This window comes from Actinomadura sp. 6N118 (assembly GCF_044326415.1).
Lineage (GTDB): Bacteria > Actinomycetota > Actinomycetes > Streptosporangiales > Streptosporangiaceae > Spirillospora.
Genome location: NZ_JBIRAZ010000005.1, coordinates 105,637 through 123,441 on the forward strand (window position 1 = coordinate 105,637; position 17,805 = coordinate 123,441).

At 66.3% G+C, this 17,805-nt stretch carries 14 protein-coding genes; 1 reads left to right on the forward strand and 13 read right to left on the reverse strand.

What is annotated here, in order from left to right; genetic code table 11:
- Positions 1 to 25 precede the first annotated feature (25 nt).
- Positions 26 to 1,036, forward strand: coding sequence for an amidohydrolase family protein (locus ACH34W_RS14060; RefSeq protein ID WP_395961287.1), 1,011 nt, complete (start codon positions 26 to 28; stop codon positions 1,034 to 1,036).
- A 61-nt stretch (positions 1,037 to 1,097) separates the two neighbouring features.
- Here ACH34W_RS14060 and ACH34W_RS14065 read toward each other — a convergent pair whose 3' ends face one another.
- The 13 genes from ACH34W_RS14065 to ACH34W_RS14125 form a co-directional block, all read right to left on the reverse strand.
- Complete coding sequence (locus ACH34W_RS14065; RefSeq protein ID WP_395961288.1) at positions 1,098 to 1,541, reverse strand: VOC family protein; 444 nt, start codon at positions 1,539 to 1,541, stop codon at positions 1,098 to 1,100.
- A 13-nt stretch (positions 1,542 to 1,554) separates the two neighbouring features.
- The gene (locus ACH34W_RS14070) at positions 1,555 to 3,264 is read right to left on the reverse strand and encodes an AMP-binding protein (RefSeq protein ID WP_395961289.1); all 1,710 of its coding nucleotides are present in this window, start codon (positions 3,262 to 3,264) and stop codon (positions 1,555 to 1,557) included.
- 73 nt (positions 3,265 to 3,337) lie between these two features.
- Positions 3,338 to 3,697 carry a hypothetical protein gene (locus tag ACH34W_RS14075; protein ID WP_395961290.1) on the reverse strand — a complete coding sequence of 120 codons (360 nt, stop codon included), beginning with the start codon at positions 3,695 to 3,697 and terminating at the stop codon, positions 3,338 to 3,340.
- Position 3,698: 1 nt separating this feature from the next.
- Positions 3,699 to 4,433, reverse strand: a complete 735-nt coding sequence (locus ACH34W_RS14080) for an ABC transporter ATP-binding protein (protein ID WP_395961291.1) — start codon at positions 4,431 to 4,433, stop codon at positions 3,699 to 3,701.
- Positions 4,430 to 5,161, reverse strand: coding sequence for an ABC transporter ATP-binding protein (locus tag ACH34W_RS14085; protein ID WP_395961292.1), 732 nt, complete (start codon positions 5,159 to 5,161; stop codon positions 4,430 to 4,432). Before ACH34W_RS14085 ends, ACH34W_RS14080 begins: the two co-directional genes overlap by 4 nt.
- Positions 5,148 to 7,379, reverse strand: a complete 2,232-nt coding sequence (locus tag ACH34W_RS14090) for an ABC transporter permease (RefSeq protein WP_395961293.1) — start codon at positions 7,377 to 7,379, stop codon at positions 5,148 to 5,150. Before ACH34W_RS14090 ends, ACH34W_RS14085 begins: the two co-directional genes overlap by 14 nt.
- A 74-nt stretch (positions 7,380 to 7,453) precedes the next feature.
- Entirely contained in the window at positions 7,454 to 8,836 is a 1,383-nt protein-coding gene (locus ACH34W_RS14095) for an ABC transporter substrate-binding protein (RefSeq protein ID WP_395961294.1), read from the reverse strand.
- Between the two features lie 190 nt (positions 8,837 to 9,026).
- Complete coding sequence (locus ACH34W_RS14100) at positions 9,027 to 10,409, reverse strand: amidohydrolase family protein (protein WP_395961295.1); 1,383 nt, start codon at positions 10,407 to 10,409, stop codon at positions 9,027 to 9,029.
- Positions 10,400 to 11,269 (reverse strand): CoA transferase, encoded by an 870-nt coding sequence (locus ACH34W_RS14105; RefSeq protein WP_395961718.1) that lies wholly within the window; start codon positions 11,267 to 11,269, stop codon positions 10,400 to 10,402. The genes ACH34W_RS14100 and ACH34W_RS14105 overlap by 10 nt, the downstream gene beginning before the upstream one ends.
- Before the next feature lie 308 nt (positions 11,270 to 11,577).
- On the reverse strand, positions 11,578 to 12,606 hold the full coding sequence (locus ACH34W_RS14110) for an enoyl-CoA hydratase/isomerase family protein (protein ID WP_395961296.1): 1,029 nt from the start codon (positions 12,604 to 12,606) through the stop codon (positions 11,578 to 11,580).
- Positions 12,607 to 13,465: 859 nt separating this feature from the next.
- Positions 13,466 to 14,905 carry an aldehyde dehydrogenase family protein gene (locus tag ACH34W_RS14115; RefSeq protein ID WP_395961297.1) on the reverse strand — a complete coding sequence of 480 codons (1,440 nt, stop codon included), beginning with the start codon at positions 14,903 to 14,905 and terminating at the stop codon, positions 13,466 to 13,468.
- Positions 14,906 to 14,960: 55 nt separating this feature from the next.
- A complete protein-coding gene (locus ACH34W_RS14120) occupies positions 14,961 to 16,205 on the reverse strand; it encodes an NAD(P)/FAD-dependent oxidoreductase (protein WP_395961298.1) in 1,245 nt (414 codons plus the stop codon).
- A gap of 20 nt (positions 16,206 to 16,225) precedes the next feature.
- Positions 16,226 to 17,635, reverse strand: a complete 1,410-nt coding sequence (locus ACH34W_RS14125; RefSeq protein WP_395961299.1) for an aspartate aminotransferase family protein — start codon at positions 17,633 to 17,635, stop codon at positions 16,226 to 16,228.
- Positions 17,636 to 17,805 lie beyond the last annotated feature (170 nt).

Genomic DNA, 17,805 nt, shown 5'->3' on the forward strand with positions numbered 1-17,805 from the left:
ACCACATACAGAAGGGCACGCCGACGTGAGCGAACTCGAGATCATCGACATGCACTGCCACCTGCAGCGCGACGCGGAACATGGCCAGGAGATACGCGACTACTTTCTCACCCCCCACCTGGTGAAGCCCGGCGCCCCGAACCTCGGCACGCTGGACGAGTTCCAGGAGCTGATGGCGGCGACCGGCATCAGCGCCATGAACGCGTTGATGTTCACCTGGAGCGGGAGGTATTTCCGGCACGGGCTCTACACGCTCCCCGACGACCCCGAGGAACGGGCGACGGGCGAGGCGGATCTGCGTCGGCGGATCCTGCGCCGCATCAGCGCCAACAACGACTGGGCCGCGTCCGTCGCGCGAGAGCATCCCGAAGTTGGCTACTTCGCTGGTGTGAACCCGGTGGTCATGGGCCCCGAGGCTGCTCTCGCCGAGATCGAGGCCCAGCGCGCGAAGGGCGCGCTCGGTGTGAAGATTGTTCCATCGGACATGGGCGTGACCGGCTCGGACCCCAGACTGTTCCCGATTTATGAGTACTGCATCGAACAGGACGTCCCCGTCCTGACAGAGACCGGCGGGCACAGCCCGAACTGCCGTCCCGGAGGCTTCGCCGACGCCCTGGCCAAGTTCCCGGCGCTCAAGCTCGTCTTCGCGCACTTCGGCCACGACAAGGAGTTCGGCGGACCGCTCGACCGGGAGGTCCTCGACCTCGCAGGGGCCTATGAGAACGTCCACACCGACACCTCGCTTCGGCTCCACGAGGTCGCGGACGGGAGCGTCGAGCCGGAGGACATGGTCAAGCACCTCCGCGCGCTCGGCACCGAACGGGTCATGTTCGGCACGAACTACGTCTTCTCCGACCTGCTTCCGGAGCGGCCCGCTCACAAGCCCGCGCCGGCGGACGTGGACCCCCGCTTCACGCAGGTGTGGAAGTCGGTTCAGGTCCTCAAGACACTCCCGCTCACCGACGACGAGCGTGCCGGCATCGCCGCCGGCAACTTCAAGCGGTTGACCGGCTTCAACCCGCCGATGGCGCGATGACCGACCTTCGGACGTGACCGGCGAGGTCCTCCTCGGAGTGCCTGGCGGTCACGCGTCCGGCTCAGGATCGGCCGGGTGGTTCGAGCAGCTCGACCCGGATCCGATCCGGGTCGAGGACGTACACGGCGCGAAAGCCCTCCATGGGCTCGGAGCACACGATCGGATCCGAGACTGCCTCGACGCCTTGTGTCCGCAGCCGGGCCAGGACAGCGTCGAGGTCGTGGACTGTGATGGCCACATGGGCAGCTCCGACATGGCCGTTGTCGGGGTCGAGGACGACCGGCGAACCGCCGACGTACTGGAGGAGCTCGACGACTGCGGTGCCGTCCGGTGGCCGCACGAAGGCCTGCCGGACGACCACACCCGGATAGCCCGTGACCTGGTCGATCCGCGGGCCACTCCGGTCCATGGGGCCGATCCGCTCACCGGCGAGCAGGCTGGCGTAGAACTCCAGGGAGGTGTCGATGTCACTGACCGTGATGCCGACGTGATGGACCTGGCTCATGTGCTGAGTCCTTTCAGTCCGGCGCTCCGGTTGGTAGGAGAGCCGTCCTGCCGTGTTCCGCGAACTGGCCCTCGAGTTCGGCTTTCGCCTGGTCATCCAAGACGACGTACGCCGGCGTTTTCCCGACCCGGACATAGACCGGGTCGGGCGTATGCCAGGCGAATCTCCGCAAGGGAGCCTTGTCGACCTTCCCGCTCCCGGTGAGCGGCAGGGCGGTCACCACCCGGATGAACGTCGGCCACCACTTCGATCCCATGTCGGCCTGCTGAGCGAGGAACGCACCGAACTCGTCCGGATCGAACGTCTGCCCCGGCTCCCCTTCGATCGCGCACATCACCCTGTCGCCCGTCACCGGGTCGGGGACGGCATAGACCGGCGCCGCGGCGACGCTCGGGTGGCGCAGGAGAACTCGCTCCACCTGGGCCGCGGCGAAGTTCTCCGAATCGACCCGCAGCCAGTCCGAAGACCGTCCAGCGAAGTAGAAGAACCCCTCAACATCGCGATAGGCGAGATCACCGGACCAGAAGTCCGCCCCGCGGACACGTTCGGCGTACGCCGCCTCGTCCTTGTAGTAACCCTCGAAGGTGTGGGCCAGCCCCATGGCCACCATCTGCCCCACCGCTTCGGCGTTCACGAGGCGTCCCGCGGCGTCGAACTCCGCTCGTGGACACTCCTGGCCTGTCGACTCGTCCAGGACGCGCACGTCGAGGTTGCCAGCGGGCAGTCCCAGCGACCCCGGAGGTGTGTCGGGCGTGCGGTTCAAGCGGAAGACTCCCTCACTCAGCCCGTAACCTTCGAGGACCTGGCAGCCGAAACGCTCCGAGAAGCGCGCCACATCGGCGTCGGAGGCTTCGGTTCCGAAGGCCAGCTGGAGGGTGCCGCCGCGGTCACGGGAATCCTCGGGGTGGGCGAGCACATAGGACAGCGCCCGGCCCACATAGTTGACGTACGTCGCGCCGAAACGGTGCACGTCGGCGCTGAACCGGCTGGCGGAGAATCTGCGGATCATCCCGATGGTGGCGCCGGTCGCCATCGCAGGGGCCAGGTTCATCATCAGCGCGTTGCCATGGAAAAGGGGCATGCATAGGTACGTCGTGGAGTCCGAGGTCAGCTCCACCCGCCGCGCCAGCACGGGCGTGAGCCGGGCGAGCCGCCCCTGGCTCAGGACGACCGCCTTCGGTGCCCCCGTGGACCCTGAGCTGTACATGAGAGCGAACAGATCCTCAGGCGCCGGGCGGGTGTCCGGCAGGGGTGCTCCGCGGAAAGGCGCGAGCAGGGCCTGGTAGTCCGGACGGTCGACATCGTGGATCCGGTCAGCGGGTACGTCGTGAGCCTGGCCGTCGACCAGATGCCGCAACCGCGACTCCGTGACGATCAGATCGATGTCCGCATGCCGGATGTCATCGGCGAGCTCAGCGGCACTGCGGCTGGAGTTGATCCCGACCAGCACCGCTCCGCTCAGTCCTGCGGCCCCTGTCCAGAACACGTAGTCGGGCACGTTCTCCAGGAGGAGGCCGACGTGCGGTCGCCTGCCGCCGGACGCTTCGACGGTTGTGAGGAGGGCTGCCCTGTCGGAGCTCTCCTGGACCACCTCGGCCCACGACCACTCCTGCTCCTCGAAGACCAGACCACGTGCGCGATCGCCCACCCGGGAAAGCACGATCTCGGCGAAGGTGCCATAAGCGATCGTGGTCGGCGCCGTAGTCGTTCTTTCAGTGCGCATCGTGCGGTGGCCCCATCCATTTCGTGATCGATGCCACTGGGAACGCTAGGCGCATGACGCCGCACGGGCAGTGTCACTCCTGCTGAGCGGAAAGCAGCGCGGCTGCCAGCTGGTCGGTGTGCGCCTGACTCTCGACGAGCTGACGCAGCAGCCACAGGCGGAGGATCTGAGCCATCGCCGCGGCCATGTAGAAGCCCGCTCCCGCGATCGCGACGGCGACGAAGGCGATCGCGAGGATCTGGCTCGATCCGATGTCGCGCATGTCGCTCTGTGAGAGTGAGGCGCTGTAGGCGACGAAGGCGCCGACGACACCGGCGATCATCAGCAGGGCCCCGATGGCGCGGATCGGCCTGTCGGACTTCGCCGAGCCGGTCTTGAGCCGGTGTGCCGCCACGGCCTCGTGGAACTCGGCGCGGCGCGCTTCGGTGAGCATGTCAGCCTCCCAGGTAGGCGGTGGAGAGTTCTTCTTCGATCTCGGTCGGCGAACCGGCGCGGACGGCGCGTCCGCCCACCATCAGGACGGCCAGGTCCGCCAACGGCAGGACGATGCGGGCGAACTGTTCGGCGAGGAGGATGGAGACGCCTTCGGCGGCGAGCCCCTTGACGACCTCGTACATCTCGGTGACCACCATGGGGGCGAGCCCCATCGACAGCTCGTCCAGCAGGAGTACCGCGGGGTCGGTCCCCAGGGCCCGGGAGAGGGCCAGCATCTGCTGCTCGCCGCCCGACAGCGAGCCGGCGAGCTGGTCGCGGCGCTCCCCCAGGCGCGGGAACCGCGCGTACGCCACCTGCTCCATTGAGGCGAGAGAGGTGCGCTCTCCGGCTGCGACCCAGAGGTTCTCCCGAACCGTCAGGTTGGCGAAGATTCCCCTGCCCTCCGGAATCGAGCAGACTCCGAGGCGCGCGGTCTCAGTGGCCGTGATCCCAGTGACGTCTCGTCCGGAGAGGCGAAGGGTCCCCGCGGTGACGGGCATCAGCCCGCTGACGACCTTCATCGTGGTCGTCTTACCGGCGCCGTTCGGTCCCAGAAGTGCGACCACCGCTCCGGCAGGCACGACGAGATCGACCCCGTGGAGCACCTCGATGTCGCCGTACGCCGCGTGCACACCGCGCAGTTCGATGATCGGATCGTCGGGCTGCGGCACCGACGATTCTTCAATGAGCGTCATGCGACCTCCGCCGTTCCGATGTAGGCCGCGATGACCGCCGGTGATCGCCGTATCTCCGCAGCCGTTCCGGATGCGATGAGGGTTCCGTGGTCGAGTACGTGGATCGTGGAGCAGAGGGACATCACGAGCGGGAGGTCGTGCTCGACCAGGCATACGGCGAGGCCGCCGGCGGCGAGCCCGCGCAGGAGCTCGGCGAACTTCTCGCTCTCCTGCTCGGTCTGTCCCGACGCGGGCTCGTCGAGCAGCAGGAGCTTCGGCCGTGTCATCAGCGCGCGGGCCACCTCGACGACCCGGGCACGGCCCGTGGGGATGCTGGCGACGTTCTCGTCCGCGATGTCCGCCAGCCCAGTGAGCCCGAGGATCCGATCGGTCTCCGCGTTGACGTCGATCCGATTTCGGGTGTTCGCACGGACGATGTCCCCGGCGACCCGGACGTTGTCGCGGACGCTGAGGGACAGGAACAACTCTAGGCGTTGGAACGTGCGCGCCATGCCCAGCCGGGCGCGCCGACTGGGCCCGTGACCGGTGATGTCCTTGCCGTTGAAGACGACGCGTCCGGACGCGACCGGCTGCATGCCCGTGACGCAGTTGAACATGGTCGTCTTGCCGGCGCCATTGGGGCCGATGAGTCCCGTCACCTCACCAGGCGCGATGGTGAGGCTGACGTCGTCGAGTACGACGTTCCCGCCGAACCGGACGCTCACGCCGTGGGTTTCAAGCACCGACACGGGCCACCCCTTCCTCGATGCGGAGTCGCTTGTCGAGTCGGCTCGCAAGGTCGGACGGGTAGTCCGAGTCGATGCCGACCAGTTCGGGAGGCGTGGCGCGCGGGGGGCCGTCTCCGAGGATCTTCGCCGGGCGCAGTGCCGCCCCGATCTGCGGCAGGCACAGCCACAGGACCACGCTGAGGACGACGAACGACGTTGCCCCCAGGACATCGCTCCATGCGAACGCGTAAAGGACACACTGGGCCACGATGGCGCCGTAACGGATCTCGGGCGCCTTTGCGAGCGTCCGATGACGCGCGAAAACGTCGTGGAGGATGCCGCTGGGGTTCTGCGCCACGCCCACTCCTGTGAGCGCGGCACTCACCAGGACCAGGTGCGAGGCGACCCCGAGCACTCCGCCGAACTCCGGGCGCTCGGTCGCGGTGTCGTTCAGGAGCGCCACGACCGCGGTCAGACCGGCACCCGCGACCAGCCCGCTGAACAGCGCACCGCTGACGTATCCGATGCCGCCGACGACGGCGAGCATCACCAGCGACAGGCTGACGGTGAAGACGAAGTGGTCCTTGGTGACCGATGTAAGGGACATCGACATCAGGATGCCGCCGAGGCCGGCGATCGCCGTCGAGACTGCGAAGACCGAAAGCTTGAGCCAGAGCAGCCGCTGGCCGAGCATCGCGGAGGCAGCAGGGCTGTCCTTCATCGCGGCGAGGCGACGACCGTAGCCTCTGTTGCGCAGCGCCACCAGTCCGACGCCCAGCCCCGCGAACAGCATCGCCGAGACGAAGAGGAAGACATCGTCGTCCGCGAGGTCGACCGGACCGAGGGCGAGCCGCGGGAACAGGAGGTTACCGTTGGGAAAGATCGCGAACGTCTTCCCGAACAGGGTGTGCTCCTGGATGTCCCGCAGGATCATCGAGGAGACGAACACTCCGAAAGCCAGGGTCGCCAGCGCCAGGTAAAGGCCGCGGAGCCGAAGGGCGGGAACTGCGACGACCGCCCCGGTCACGGCGGCCGCGACGACGCCGACGACCACGCCGCCGATGCTCAGTCTGGCGTCGAGTCCCTCGCCCTGGATGCCCGTGTGGAAGGCCACGATGGTCGCGATGGCAGAGAAGGCCAGTGGGGCGAGGTTCAGCTCGCCCGCGTATCCAGTGAGCAGGGTCTGGGAAAGCGCGATGATGGCGAAGGCGATACCGAGCTGGAGCACGCCCACCGAGGACGCGTCAATGATCTGGCGGAAGGCCATGACAGCGAGCACGAACACGGCGCCCCATATGACCGCGCGGCGGACCGGTGGCACTTCGTAGCGCTCGCGTGACCGGGTCGCGGCACCCCGCAATCGGTCATTCCTGAAAAGGAGCAGGATCACGAACAGGACGATCATGGCGAGCGATTGGCGCAGGTTGCCGACCCAGGACCAGTCGGTCGGCGCGTAGCCGACGAGGTAACTGTTCATGAGTCCGAGCACGACCGCGCCGAGGAAGGTGAGCGGGATGCTCTTGAGCCTTCCGAAGAGCGCCGCGGCGAACGCGTCGATGACCAGGAGCGTGAGCGCGTTCGCCTCAAGAGGACCGCCGATGACCGGCGTGATCAGGACTCCCGCCAGCACCGCGAGGGTCGAGCCGAGCATCCACGCCTGGGCCGACACGCGATCCGGATCGTGGCCGGTCAGGCTCAGAAGATCCGGGTCGTCGACGGTCGCCCTCATGAGGACCCCGAGCCGTGATTTGACGAACAGCGCGCGCAGCCCCACAGCCAGAGCCAAGGCGATGACGAGGCAGATCACCTCGTGATAGCGGAGCACGACGCCGAAGACCGTAACTGTCCGGTCGACGCCGAAGAGCGTCTGGGGGACCCGGGCCTCCTGCGGATCCCACAGCCACTGCGCCAGCGCGACGAGCCCGAGCATGATCGCGACCGTCACCACGATCCTGGTGACCTGCTCGGTGTTCCGCAGCCCGCGCATGATGAAGGCGTGCTGGAGCCGGCCCATGGCAGGACCGAGAAGACACACAACAACGATCAAAGCCGCCCAGACGGGAAGCTCCCACGCCACCGTGAGCTGGTAGTAGGTGAACGCGCCGACCATCGCCTGCGCACCGTGGGCGAAGTTGAAGATCCCGGACGTGGTGTAGGTCAGGACCAGGCCGGACGCGGCGATGGCGTAGACCGCTCCAAGCACCAGGCCCAGCGCCGTGTAGGTGAGGAAGGTGGTCAAAGGATCATCCCGATCGTTGCGCGGGCTCCGGCCCAGGCGTTCGCCGTGGGCCGGAGCCGATCACCGACAGTGGGTCACTTCTTGAGGAACGCCGTCGACAGGCGGTCATCGTTCAGCGTCACGCCCGACAGCTTGGGATCGAGCTCGAACACCTTGCTCTTGTCGCAGGAGAACTCGCTTGCCTCCTCTGGGTAGGCCTGCTTCCACGTACCGCCGTCGAGCCGGACGACCAGCGAGCAGTTGCTGGGCAGATTGGCGCCAGGGTCGCTCGGAGCGTGGAGGCCTCCACCGGTCCACTGGTGAACGGCGGAGAGCCCGCTGACCATGCATTTGCGGGTGAGGTCGTCTCCGCACTTCTTCGCGGCCGTCGCCCAGAGCAGGAACGCCGAGGTCGCGGACATGCCGAGCAATGCCGGCTTGCCACTGTCAGCGCGGATGAGGTCGAGGTACTGCTTGACCGCCGCGACCTTGTCGGCGTTCTCGAAGGGCTGGAAAGAGAGGGATACGGCCAGTCCGTCCACCGCGTGCGACTTGTCGTTCCACTGCGCCGCGCTCTGGCTGTACCACTGGGCCTCGGCGACCTTCGGCGGCTTGGCGCCGATCCGGCCGAGCGCCTCGAACATCCCCATCTGGCTCGGGATGGGACCGTTGCTGGTCCAGAGCGCCGAGGCGGCGCAGTCCTTGAACTTCTGAGCGAACGGCACATAGTTTGACTCGCCGTTCTGACTGATCGTGATGCCGCAGTCCTTGACCTTGACGCCCAGCTTCCCAAGCGCGACGGTGACCTTCGCGCTCGCCGCCTTGATGGGCGGTGAATCGGAGAGCACCATTGCCGGGTTCTTCCCGAACTCGGGAACGACCTTGCGCAGCGCGGCGAGGCCCGAGGCGTTGTAGCGGTCGACGGGGAACGGCATCGGCTCGTATTTGTCCGGCCCCATGTTGGCGTTCGGGCCGATGGTGAAGGCAGGCACGGCCGGCAGGTCGCAGCCGACCCGGACCGGCTCGGCGGCCTCGTCGTAGGCGAAGCCTTCCCCCACCAGCATGAAGTCGGAGGCACAGGCCTTCTTCATCACCGCGGCGGCGTTCGTCAGCGCGGCGTCATAACGCGTTCCGACGAGCTTGCGGCCAAGGATGCCGCCCTGCTGGTTGCACCACTTGATCATCGAGTCGATGGCGTCGCCGACCTCCTCGCTCAGACCGGGAGCCGCAGCGAAGCCGCGATCATCGCCGTATCCGATCTTGATGCTGCCGGCCGTGACGCCCTGGTCGGTGGCGCCCTTCGCCACACCGGGACCGCACGGCGACGGCAGGTCGCCGAACGTCGCGGCCGAAGCGGCCGGACTCTGGCCGCCACCGCCGGTATCAGTGGCCCCCGATCGGTTGGAGCCGCATCCGGATGCGACCAGGGCGAGGGCGAGAATGACTCCCCCCGCCTTCGCTGTCCCGCTTTGTCTCATGACGGCGTGCTCTCCTTCGATCCGCACTGCGTGCAAGAGACTGTGATGTGACCGACAACACATGCACAGGTCCGGTCCCATTCAGCGGGAACGCAGTCGGTAGATCGCGGCAAGCCTTCAGCCAGTCCAAGCTGCCATCAGGGCGATCTGATTGATCACTCTTTGGATCGCGCCCAGAACTTTGGTCGGCTCAAGCGGTCCCTGGTGCGCGATAGACGATCTCTCCGCCTGACAAGGTCATCCTGACGCGCTCAGCGTCCGGCTCCGCGAGGACACAATCCAGGGTGCCCTCAAGGAGGACCAGGTCCGCGAGCATGCGAACGTGAACGTCGCCTCGGTGATGCTTGGGCAAGCTCGCAGGAGTCAGGTAGCCGCGAAGCGCGATACCAGCGTCAACGGATTCAGAAGGCGATACGGCGCGGCCTGAGTCTGTGAGCCTGTCTCGGGAGGCGGCGATGATCCTCCACGGATCGGCAGGTCCGTAGGGCGCATCGCTGGAGGCGACGGTGACGACTCCCTCACGTAGAAGGGATCCGTACCGGTAAAGGTCCGCGTGTTCGTCTACACGGGTCCGGCGCAGGAAATCCTCACCTCGGGCGGCGAGAAATCCTGGTTGGGTGACCACACGAAGCCCGTGTGCCGAGATCCACTTCAGGCATTCCGCGGGAATGACGGCACCATGCTCAATGCGGTCGCCGTCGATTGATCCCGCGACGTCGAAGGCAGACAGCAGAAGAAGCAACGATTCGCGGGTGATGCAGTGGACGGCCACGGGGCGACCAGCGGCGTGGGTGTCGGTCAGAATCCCTACCAGCGCGGCCAACCCTGGTAGTGCGTGATCGCCCAATACGACCTTGCGCGCTCCAGATGTGAGCTGCCCGTCAAGCGGCCCGGGGTGACCCAGCAACTGGACACGTTGCGTCAGCTGCCCATTTTCGATCTGATCTCGAAGCGAGGCGACGGCCGCGTCTCCCAGGTCCGGTGTGGCGTCGGTGACCGAGGTGATCCCCCACGCACTGAGTTGCCTGCTGACGGGTTCCAGATCTGGAAAGTCGGGGCCGACGCGGAGCAGATGGTCTGCCCGCCACAGGCGCCCGGTCGGCGCTCCGTCCTCGCGCCGCTCGACGCCAGGATCGCGGATGTCGGCCAGCCCGAGGCGGGCGATCGCCATGGAGTTGAGCATCCACAAGGCGCCGCTGCGGTGCTGTATTCGCACCGGCCGCTCGCTGTGAATCGCATCCAGCGCGAGAGCGTCAAGGTCGCCCGCTACCGACTCGGCATAGCCGACGCCTCTGACCCATCCCGCCCCGTCCGCTGGGGCGGACACCAAGGCGCTCCTCAGCTCACCCGAAGATCGCACCGTTGGAGGTCCGCAGAATACCGATGACTCAGCCGCTGCCCACGCGAGGAGATGAAGGTGATGGTCGGTGAGCCCGGGCAGTAGCGCGCCTCCCCTACCAGAAACCGCTTCCTCCCCCGTGGCGCGAGGAAGGGTGCCGATCGCAGTCACAGTCGTTCCGGTAACGCGCACATCCACACGCTCGCCAGCGAGCGCCACGTCCTTTAAGAGCATCGTCGAATGCCCAACTCCGAAAGGACCGCCGTGGTGTCCGCCCCGGATTCCGATGCGGCACCAGGGACCATCCTCGGTGCGGGAAGTCTCGGAGGGCTCTCAGCAATGTCGGCCGGCGAGCGCCATGACGGGGAAACAGCCCGGCTGGCGACATCGACCATCGCGACGTCCAGCAACGCCCCTCGGCGTTGGGCGAGCGCGCCCATGGCTTGCTGTGCCGCGTGGAGTCCCGTCAGCGGATCAGCGATGGCATCGCCGCAGAACACCGGCTCCGATGTCTCCGGGTCCCAGGCGACCAGCCCGGCAGCGGCCGCGACGTCGTCCCCGAATCCGACTCGATCGCATGCGCGCCCGTAGGCGGTGATGGACACCCAGACGGTCCCCCAACTTCCAGCGCTCTCCGCGTCCAAGCCCCATCGGGCCAGTGCCCTCGGCCGGGAAGCTTCGATCACCACGTCGGCCCGGCTGACCAAGGCCTGCAACTCACGCAGCTCCGATGGCCTCTCGGGGTCGAGGACGACCGAGCGGTGTCCCGCGTGCAGCAGATCATAGAACCCACGATGGCCCCGTCTCGCGCCGTCCGGACGATCCGGGGTTTCGATCTTGACGACCGTCGCTCCGGCCAGGTGGAGAAGGTGCGCGCACAGCGGCCCTGCCCAAAGAGCGCTGAAATCGACGACCAATGCCCCCGTCAGGTCAACTCCACCAGCCGGTTGGTACGACAGCGGCTTGGTCGGCGACCGCTCACCGAGCATGGAAGCCGCAAGACCCAGTAGGCCGGCCCGTGCGACGATCTCCTCGGCCTTTCTGGTACTGCACCAGGTCTCGAGCGTTTCCCACGGGGAAGCCCCGGCCGGCATCTCGGTCACCGCGGCCACCAGATCCGCGTCCGATGGACGGGCGCAGGACACAGCGACCCATCCGTCCGCTGCCACCATCAACCGGCATGTTCCGCCCACGGAGATCCGCCCGTTCCTGGCGCGCCCCCGGAACGCCGCGCGCTCCGTCAACAGGACGGCCGGATCCACGATGAGTTCGCCGCTCCCAACAGCACGCAGCTGGGACGCCCATCGGCGAGCCACTGACACCGTCGGATGCGGCGGTTTCAACGCGGGTCCGTCGGCTCGCCCGGTCAATACCGCAAGTCCGCTTTCCGCCCAATGACCCGTCATTCCTCGACCTCGTCGACCAAGCCCCAGTCGAGGGCCAGGCCAGCGGACACCGCCTGGCCAGTGAGCGCGAGCCAGGCCGTACGCCATCTGCCGATGCGCCGGACGATACTGACCGTTCCTCCCGCTCCAGGAACCAGACCCATCGCCAATTCCGGCAGCCGAACAGTGGTACCGGATTCGGCGATAACACGTCCGGCGAAGGCGGGCAGCTCGATTCCCGCACCGATGCAATGGCCGTGCAGCCGGACGGTCGTTTGATCCCGTAGACGGTGCAGCAGCCATCCAGCTGAACGGCCGGTTCGGAGGAGATGCGCCATCGACACATCGGTCGCCGAACCGAACTCATCGAGGTCGCCACCTGCGCAGAAGTCCGGTCCGGCGCCCGTCAGCATGACTTCGAGAGAGGAGTCCACTGCGACGGTCAGCGCGTCGATGAGCCCGTCACGCATCGCCCGGTTGTAGGCGTTCCTCCTGGCAGGCCGTTGCAGAACAATCTGTAGCCGGTTGCCCTCACGGTGGACGCGTACGGCATCGGAGGTCTCCTGCGCTCTGCGAACGGGGCGAGCCGCCCTCCACCGCGCGAACTCCGCGCCTGCCAGCAACGCCGAGTACATGGCGGACTCTGCCGTCAGGGCCTGCGCGACCGGCAGTTGCCCTTGTACGCAAAGCAGTTGATGGAGGCTGGCCGCCGCGATGGGTGCGGCTGCCACTTGTACCAGGAGGGTCGCCACAGCTTCGTCGAGGTCAGCCACCGTGACGACCTGTGTCGCGTCCAAGGACGATCTGGTCAGCGCGACTGTGCAGGCTCTCGCCAAACGAAGAGCGGCCGGCGACGGATCGTCGGGCAGGACACCAACGACCACCTGCGGGCGCAGTCCCAGATGCGCTGCGAGTTCGGCCTCGTCTATGTCGCTCCTGGCATCTCCCAGATCGACCACCTTGAGCGGATCCGCAGGCAGCCCGTCACTGGTGAGAGCCAGAGGGAGCCCGATTTCATCGAGCAGGCTCACCAACTGGGCGATCATCGCACCCGACTACGAGAAGGGCCGCATATGCGGATCTCCCCGCTCAACGCAGAGTTGGCGCCCGGTGATCCATCCGGGCCGCTGCAGGGCAAACCTCGTTCACCAACCTTCACAACGCCACATCTAACGTAAATAGCGTCCAAACGACAACGCCCCTCTGCCCCGAACAGCGCAGAAGTACTGGCGGCAACATGCGTGAGGTCGCGGTGATCAAGGGAGTCAGGAGTGAAGATCAGCTGAGGCTCGGCGTCTCGAGCACAACATCCGCGAACGCATGTGGGCGGAGCTCCTGACAACCGAAGAGCGTGCTGCCATAACCTCAGCTCTGGCAAAATGCTCGATTCGGCTCCGCACCTTGAAGTACGGCGCCGGGGCTGAGCCGTAACCAGGTCGACCAGATCCGGGCGAGTTCAGGTGCGACCCTCTTCGAGGGACTGTAAAAGTTGACGGTCCTGACGGTGGTCTTCAACGAGGTTTTCGCAAGCCCGAGTGCTCCGCGCGTCTCCTGCGAATCTGGCAGAAGGGACTCTCTCCTAGTCCTCCTCCTGGTGCTGCCAAGGGCGCACACGAACCGCGCCATGGCCGGGTGAAAGACGTCCGGTGACCGGCGGAGTGAGCACACGATCTCGGCGACCGGACCGTCCTCCCCGTCACCGTGCCGATCGACTGCGGCCACCGAAGAGTCGGAATCTTGAGTGAAGCGATTGTGGTAGGTGCTCGCGCTGAGCCCGAGATAAGCCTTGAATCCGCGGGCGAAGTAGTTCGGGGCAGGCCAGCCCACGGACTGGCCGACCTGCGAGATCGGCTGGTCACCGTGCAGGAGCCGGGTGGCTCGCCAGGTGGGCGCTGCGTGCCGGGGTTACCGCTGGATGGCTTTGGTTTCCAAGAACTCTTCCAGCCCGTAGCGACCCAACTCGCGGCCGTTGCCGGACTGCTTGTAACCGCCGAACGGCGCCTGCACGTTGAACGGCCCCTCGTTCACATGTACCTGCCCGGTCCGCAGCCTGCGAGCGACGGCCATGGCGTGGTCCTGCTCTCCGAAGACCGCACCGGACAGACCGTAGACCGTATCGTTGGCGATCTCCACGGCCTGCTCCTCCGTGCTGTAGGGGATCACCGAGAGCACCGGCCCGAAGATCTCCTCCTGCGCGACGACGCTGTCCGGAACGACGTCGGCGAAGATCGTCGGCCGCACGTAAGCGCCGTCTCTGAGGCCGTCGACGCGGCCAGGGCCGCCGAGCGCGAGCCGAGCGCCGCCGGACACACCCGCTTCGATGTAGCCGGTCACCCGGCGACGCTGGGTCTCCGACGACATCGGTCCGATCCGGATGGCCTCGTCGGTGGGGTCGCCCACGGTGTACTCCGCGGCGGCCGCGACCAGCATCTCAACGATCTCGTCCTGCTTTGCGGCGGGGACGAGCATGCGGGTCCAGGCCGAGCAGGTCTGGCCGCCGTTCTGCCAGGCCGCGTCGAGCCCCGTCGCCACTGCCTTCTGCAGATCGGCGGAGTCCAGCACGACGTTCGCGGACTTACCGCCAAGCTCCAGGGCGACTCGCTTCACCGTGTCCGCCGCGACGGCCGACACGCGCTTGCCCGCCAGCGTCGAGCCGGTGAAGGACACCATGTCCACGCCGGGATGAGCGGCGATCGCCTCGCCGACGACGGGCCCGGTGCCGTGCACGATGTTGAACGCCCCGGCCGGAAGCCCTGCCTCGGCGGCGACCTGGGCGAGGATCGAGGCCGTCAGTGGTGCGATCTCTGTGGGTTTGACCACGACCGTGTTGCCCGCGAGCAGTGCCGGCGCCACCTTCGCGACGATCTGGTGCAGCGGGTAGTTCCACGGCGTGATGGCACCGACGACGCCGATCGGCTCCTTCACCACGAGAGAGTTCCCGATCTCCTCCTCCCACGGGAAACCGGCGGCCAGTCCGGCGAACGAGGCCGACGAAGCGATCGGCAGACCGGCCTGCACCGCCTTCGAGAAACCGATCGGCGCACCCATCTCGGCGGTAATCAACTCCGCGATGTCCGTGGCGCGGGCTTTCAGCCCGTCCGAGATGGCCTGCACGACGGCAATGCGGTCGGCGAGCGGGGTGGCCGACCATGTGGGGAAGGCGGCCTGCGCCGCGCGGACCGCCTGATCGACATCTTCGGCCGTGCCCGCGGGGACCGCTCCGACGACGTGGCCGGTGGCGGGGTTAACGACGTCGATGGTCTCGCCTTGGCCTCCGACCTCCAGTCCGTCGATCCAGTGGACGGTCGGGCCAGGCAGCGAGGCCGACATCTGCTTGCGAGTCATGTTCTCTCGTCTCTCCGCACTCAATGGGGCGGTGCGATTCCTGTTCGGAACGCGTCTAGATGTGTTTCACCGGTCGCCGCGACGGCACAAGGTCGTCGTGTACCTCGCGAGCGGACTTGTATTGATCACCGAATCGGTTGGGCTCCCATACGGAAGCGTCGGCCAGTGTGGATCTGCCGCGCATGATGAGCTCCGCAGCGACCTTTCCCCAGCCGGGGCCGTGCTGGACCCCGACACCATTGCATCCGCCTACAACGTATGCACCCTGAAGATCGGAGAGTTTCCCGATCAGGGCTCGGCTGTCAGCAGTGAGACAAGGAGCCCCGTGGGTCACGGAATAGCTCTCGGTAAGGAGCCGAGGAACTGCCTCGACAAGTCGTCTTGCCGCACGCCGGACCTCGAAAACCCCATCGAGAGGCAGGTGGTCGAACCTGTCCGTCACTGGTTCGTCGACGAAGACGTCACTCGGGTGCGAAGTGTACGACATTCCCCAATTCAGTCTCCCGCTGTCTTCTCGGATCCATAGAATGCCGCGTCCGTCGTCGGAGTAACCAGCGAAGTTCATCGCGGGGATGGTCGGCGGGACGCCGAGCGGCTCGGTGATCATCCGCGACAACACCAGTGGGGTCTGCGGGATGAAGGTGTGCGGCTGGACCAACTGATTCGTCCACGCCCCCGCAGCAAAGGCAACCTGGGTGGCACGAATTGGTCCGCGTGCGGTCTCGACTCCAATGAGCTGATTGCCGTCGAGGAGGAGCCCGGTCACCGGGCGACGGGCTTCGAGGCGGCCGCCACGCCGCACGAACTCCGCCGCCAATGCGCGAGCGCCCTTGCCTGCAGACAATTGCACGGCGCTCGGCTGAAGCAATCCTCGAAAGAGGTGCCGACCATCAACGAGGCCTTCGGTAAGCCGCGTGATCTCGTTGGGTTCGACAACACGGCGGTCAGGCACGCCGTCCGACTCGACGAAGCCTCTCAGCTGGTCCCAGGCGTTGTGGTCACGCGCCACATAGAGGTGCCCGCTGCGCCGAAAATCGATGTCGTGGCTCTCGGCGAGCTTTTCGTAGAAGTCCATGCCGTAGTACTCGACCGCGAGCTCGGGCTCTCCCCATCCCTCCGCCCAGCCGACCGCGAGCGGGCCGACGAAGCCCGCGCCCGCGTTCGAGGTGCCGAGCCCGGGCGGATCCTTGTCGATCAGGACGACATCTTTGGCGCCCTCTTCCAGGAGGTGCAGAGCAGTCGAGGCGCCTATCGTTCCGGCACCTACGACGATGATGTCAGCGTGTTCCTCGTGGTACATGATCGCCCCTCCGTTCGAGGTCAGCCGACTTGGTCCAGCACTGCGCTGATCGCTTCGCCCAGGACACGCACGACTTCATCGATTTCGTCAGGCCTGATGATGAACGGCGGACTGATCTGGATCTGATCGCCGTCCTTCCCCGCGTTGGCACCCGGGGTTCCCTCGCGGAGCAGCACTCCTCGCCGCTCGGCCTCCCGAACTATGCGCCTGCTCACATCGAGGGCAGGATCGAACGGTTTCCGCGAATGCGGGTCTGCCACGATCTCGACACCTTGAAGGAGCCCCAGGCCTCGCACATCCCCGATCTCAGGGATGCGTTCGGCCAGCTCGTCCAGTCTCGACCGCAAATACTTCCCACGTTCTGCGGCGAGGCCGAAGAGATTGTGTTCGGTCACGTAGTCGAACACCTTCACGCCGACCGCGCAGGCCATCGGCATGCCGCCATAGGTGAAGCCATGAACGAACTGCCCTGAAACGGATCGGATCGTGTCCACAATCCGTCCGTCAGCGACACATGCGGCGATCGGAATATAACCGGAGCCCAGACCTTTGCCTACAGTAAGAATGTCCGGCCTGACGTTCCAGTGATCGATAGCGAAGGCCTTGCCTGTCCGACCATAGCCGGTAAGGACCTCATCTACGATGAACAGGACATCATATTTACGGCAGATTTTCTGAATACCCTCGTAGTAGCCGGGGACCGGAACCGCCCCTGCCAGCGAAGTTCCCGAGACCGGCTCGCACAGAAACGCCGCGACGGTCTCTGGACCCTCCTGCAGAATCACTCTCTCCAGGTCCTCGGCGCACCGGATCCCGCACTCTGGATGAGCCATGGAGAAAGGGCACCGATAGCAGTAGGCAGCCGCGATCCTCGGATTGTTGTCGATGTAAGGCGAGTACCGGGAAGCCCAGGACGGCCGACCGGAGAGCCCCAGCATCGCCAAGGTGTTCCCGTGGTAGCTGGCGGCGCGGCTGATGACCTTCCACTTGGTGGCGACTCCGCGGTCCAAGTGATACTGGCGTGCCAGCTTTATCGCGGTCTCGTTGGCTTCAGAACCACCAGAGGTGAAGAAGACCTTTCCCTTTTCGACAGGTGTGATGGATGCCAGCTTGGCTGCCAACTCCTCCTGCCAGGGATTCGTCAGGACGGCGGAATAGACGAAGCTCGTGCTGTGCGGGCTCTTCGCCACGGCGTCGGAAATCTCCGAAACCCCATGACCGATGATGTTGACCGCCGCGCCGCCCACGGCGTCGAGGTACCGGCGCCCCTCGGAGTCGATCAGGTAGACGCCTGTGGACTCGATGATGTTCTTGTAGTGGTGCCTCAGGTCGCGGTGAAGGACCGAGTCACTCATCGCAGGGCCGGTCGACATGCCGTTGTCACCGTTCACGGGTCTGGTCCCCACCGGCAGCTCCTGCGAGCGCACCACTCCCGCACCTTCTGGTGCGCCTGCCGTCGAGAACACCCACAGAAGACTTTCGATGGAATGGCCACATGTTGGACAATCCAACCAGCCAATTGGTGACACTGTCAACCATGTTGGGATCCCGCAGAGGCCCCGCACACGGAACGTGATCCATCGATCCGATCGCCGAACAA

What these genes read in the sequence shown, in the direction of transcription:
- ACH34W_RS14070 (WP_395961289.1), bottom strand. Translation starts at nt 3,264, where the DNA reads ATGCGCACTGAAAGAACGACTACGGCGCCGACCACGATCGCTTATGGC.
- ACH34W_RS14120 (WP_395961298.1), bottom strand. Translation starts at nt 16,205, where the DNA reads ATGTACCACGAGGAACACGCTGACATCATCGTCGTAGGTGCCGGAACG.
- ACH34W_RS14100 (WP_395961295.1), bottom strand. Translation starts at nt 10,409, where the DNA reads ATGCTCTTAAAGGACGTGGCGCTCGCTGGCGAGCGTGTGGATGTGCGC.
- ACH34W_RS14080 (WP_395961291.1), bottom strand. Translation starts at nt 4,433, where the DNA reads ATGACGCTCATTGAAGAATCGTCGGTGCCGCAGCCCGACGATCCGATC.
- ACH34W_RS14065 (WP_395961288.1), bottom strand. Translation starts at nt 1,541, where the DNA reads ATGAGCCAGGTCCATCACGTCGGCATCACGGTCAGTGACATCGACACC.
- ACH34W_RS14115 (WP_395961297.1), bottom strand. Translation starts at nt 14,905, where the DNA reads ATGACTCGCAAGCAGATGTCGGCCTCGCTGCCTGGCCCGACCGTCCAC.
- ACH34W_RS14095 (WP_395961294.1), bottom strand. Translation starts at nt 8,836, where the DNA reads ATGAGACAAAGCGGGACAGCGAAGGCGGGGGGAGTCATTCTCGCCCTC.
- ACH34W_RS14075 (WP_395961290.1), bottom strand. Translation starts at nt 3,697, where the DNA reads ATGCTCACCGAAGCGCGCCGCGCCGAGTTCCACGAGGCCGTGGCGGCA.
- ACH34W_RS14110 (WP_395961296.1), bottom strand. Translation starts at nt 12,606, where the DNA reads ATGATCGCCCAGTTGGTGAGCCTGCTCGATGAAATCGGGCTCCCTCTG.
- ACH34W_RS14105 (WP_395961718.1), bottom strand. Translation starts at nt 11,269, where the DNA reads ATGCCGGCCGGGGCTTCCCCGTGGGAAACGCTCGAGACCTGGTGCAGT.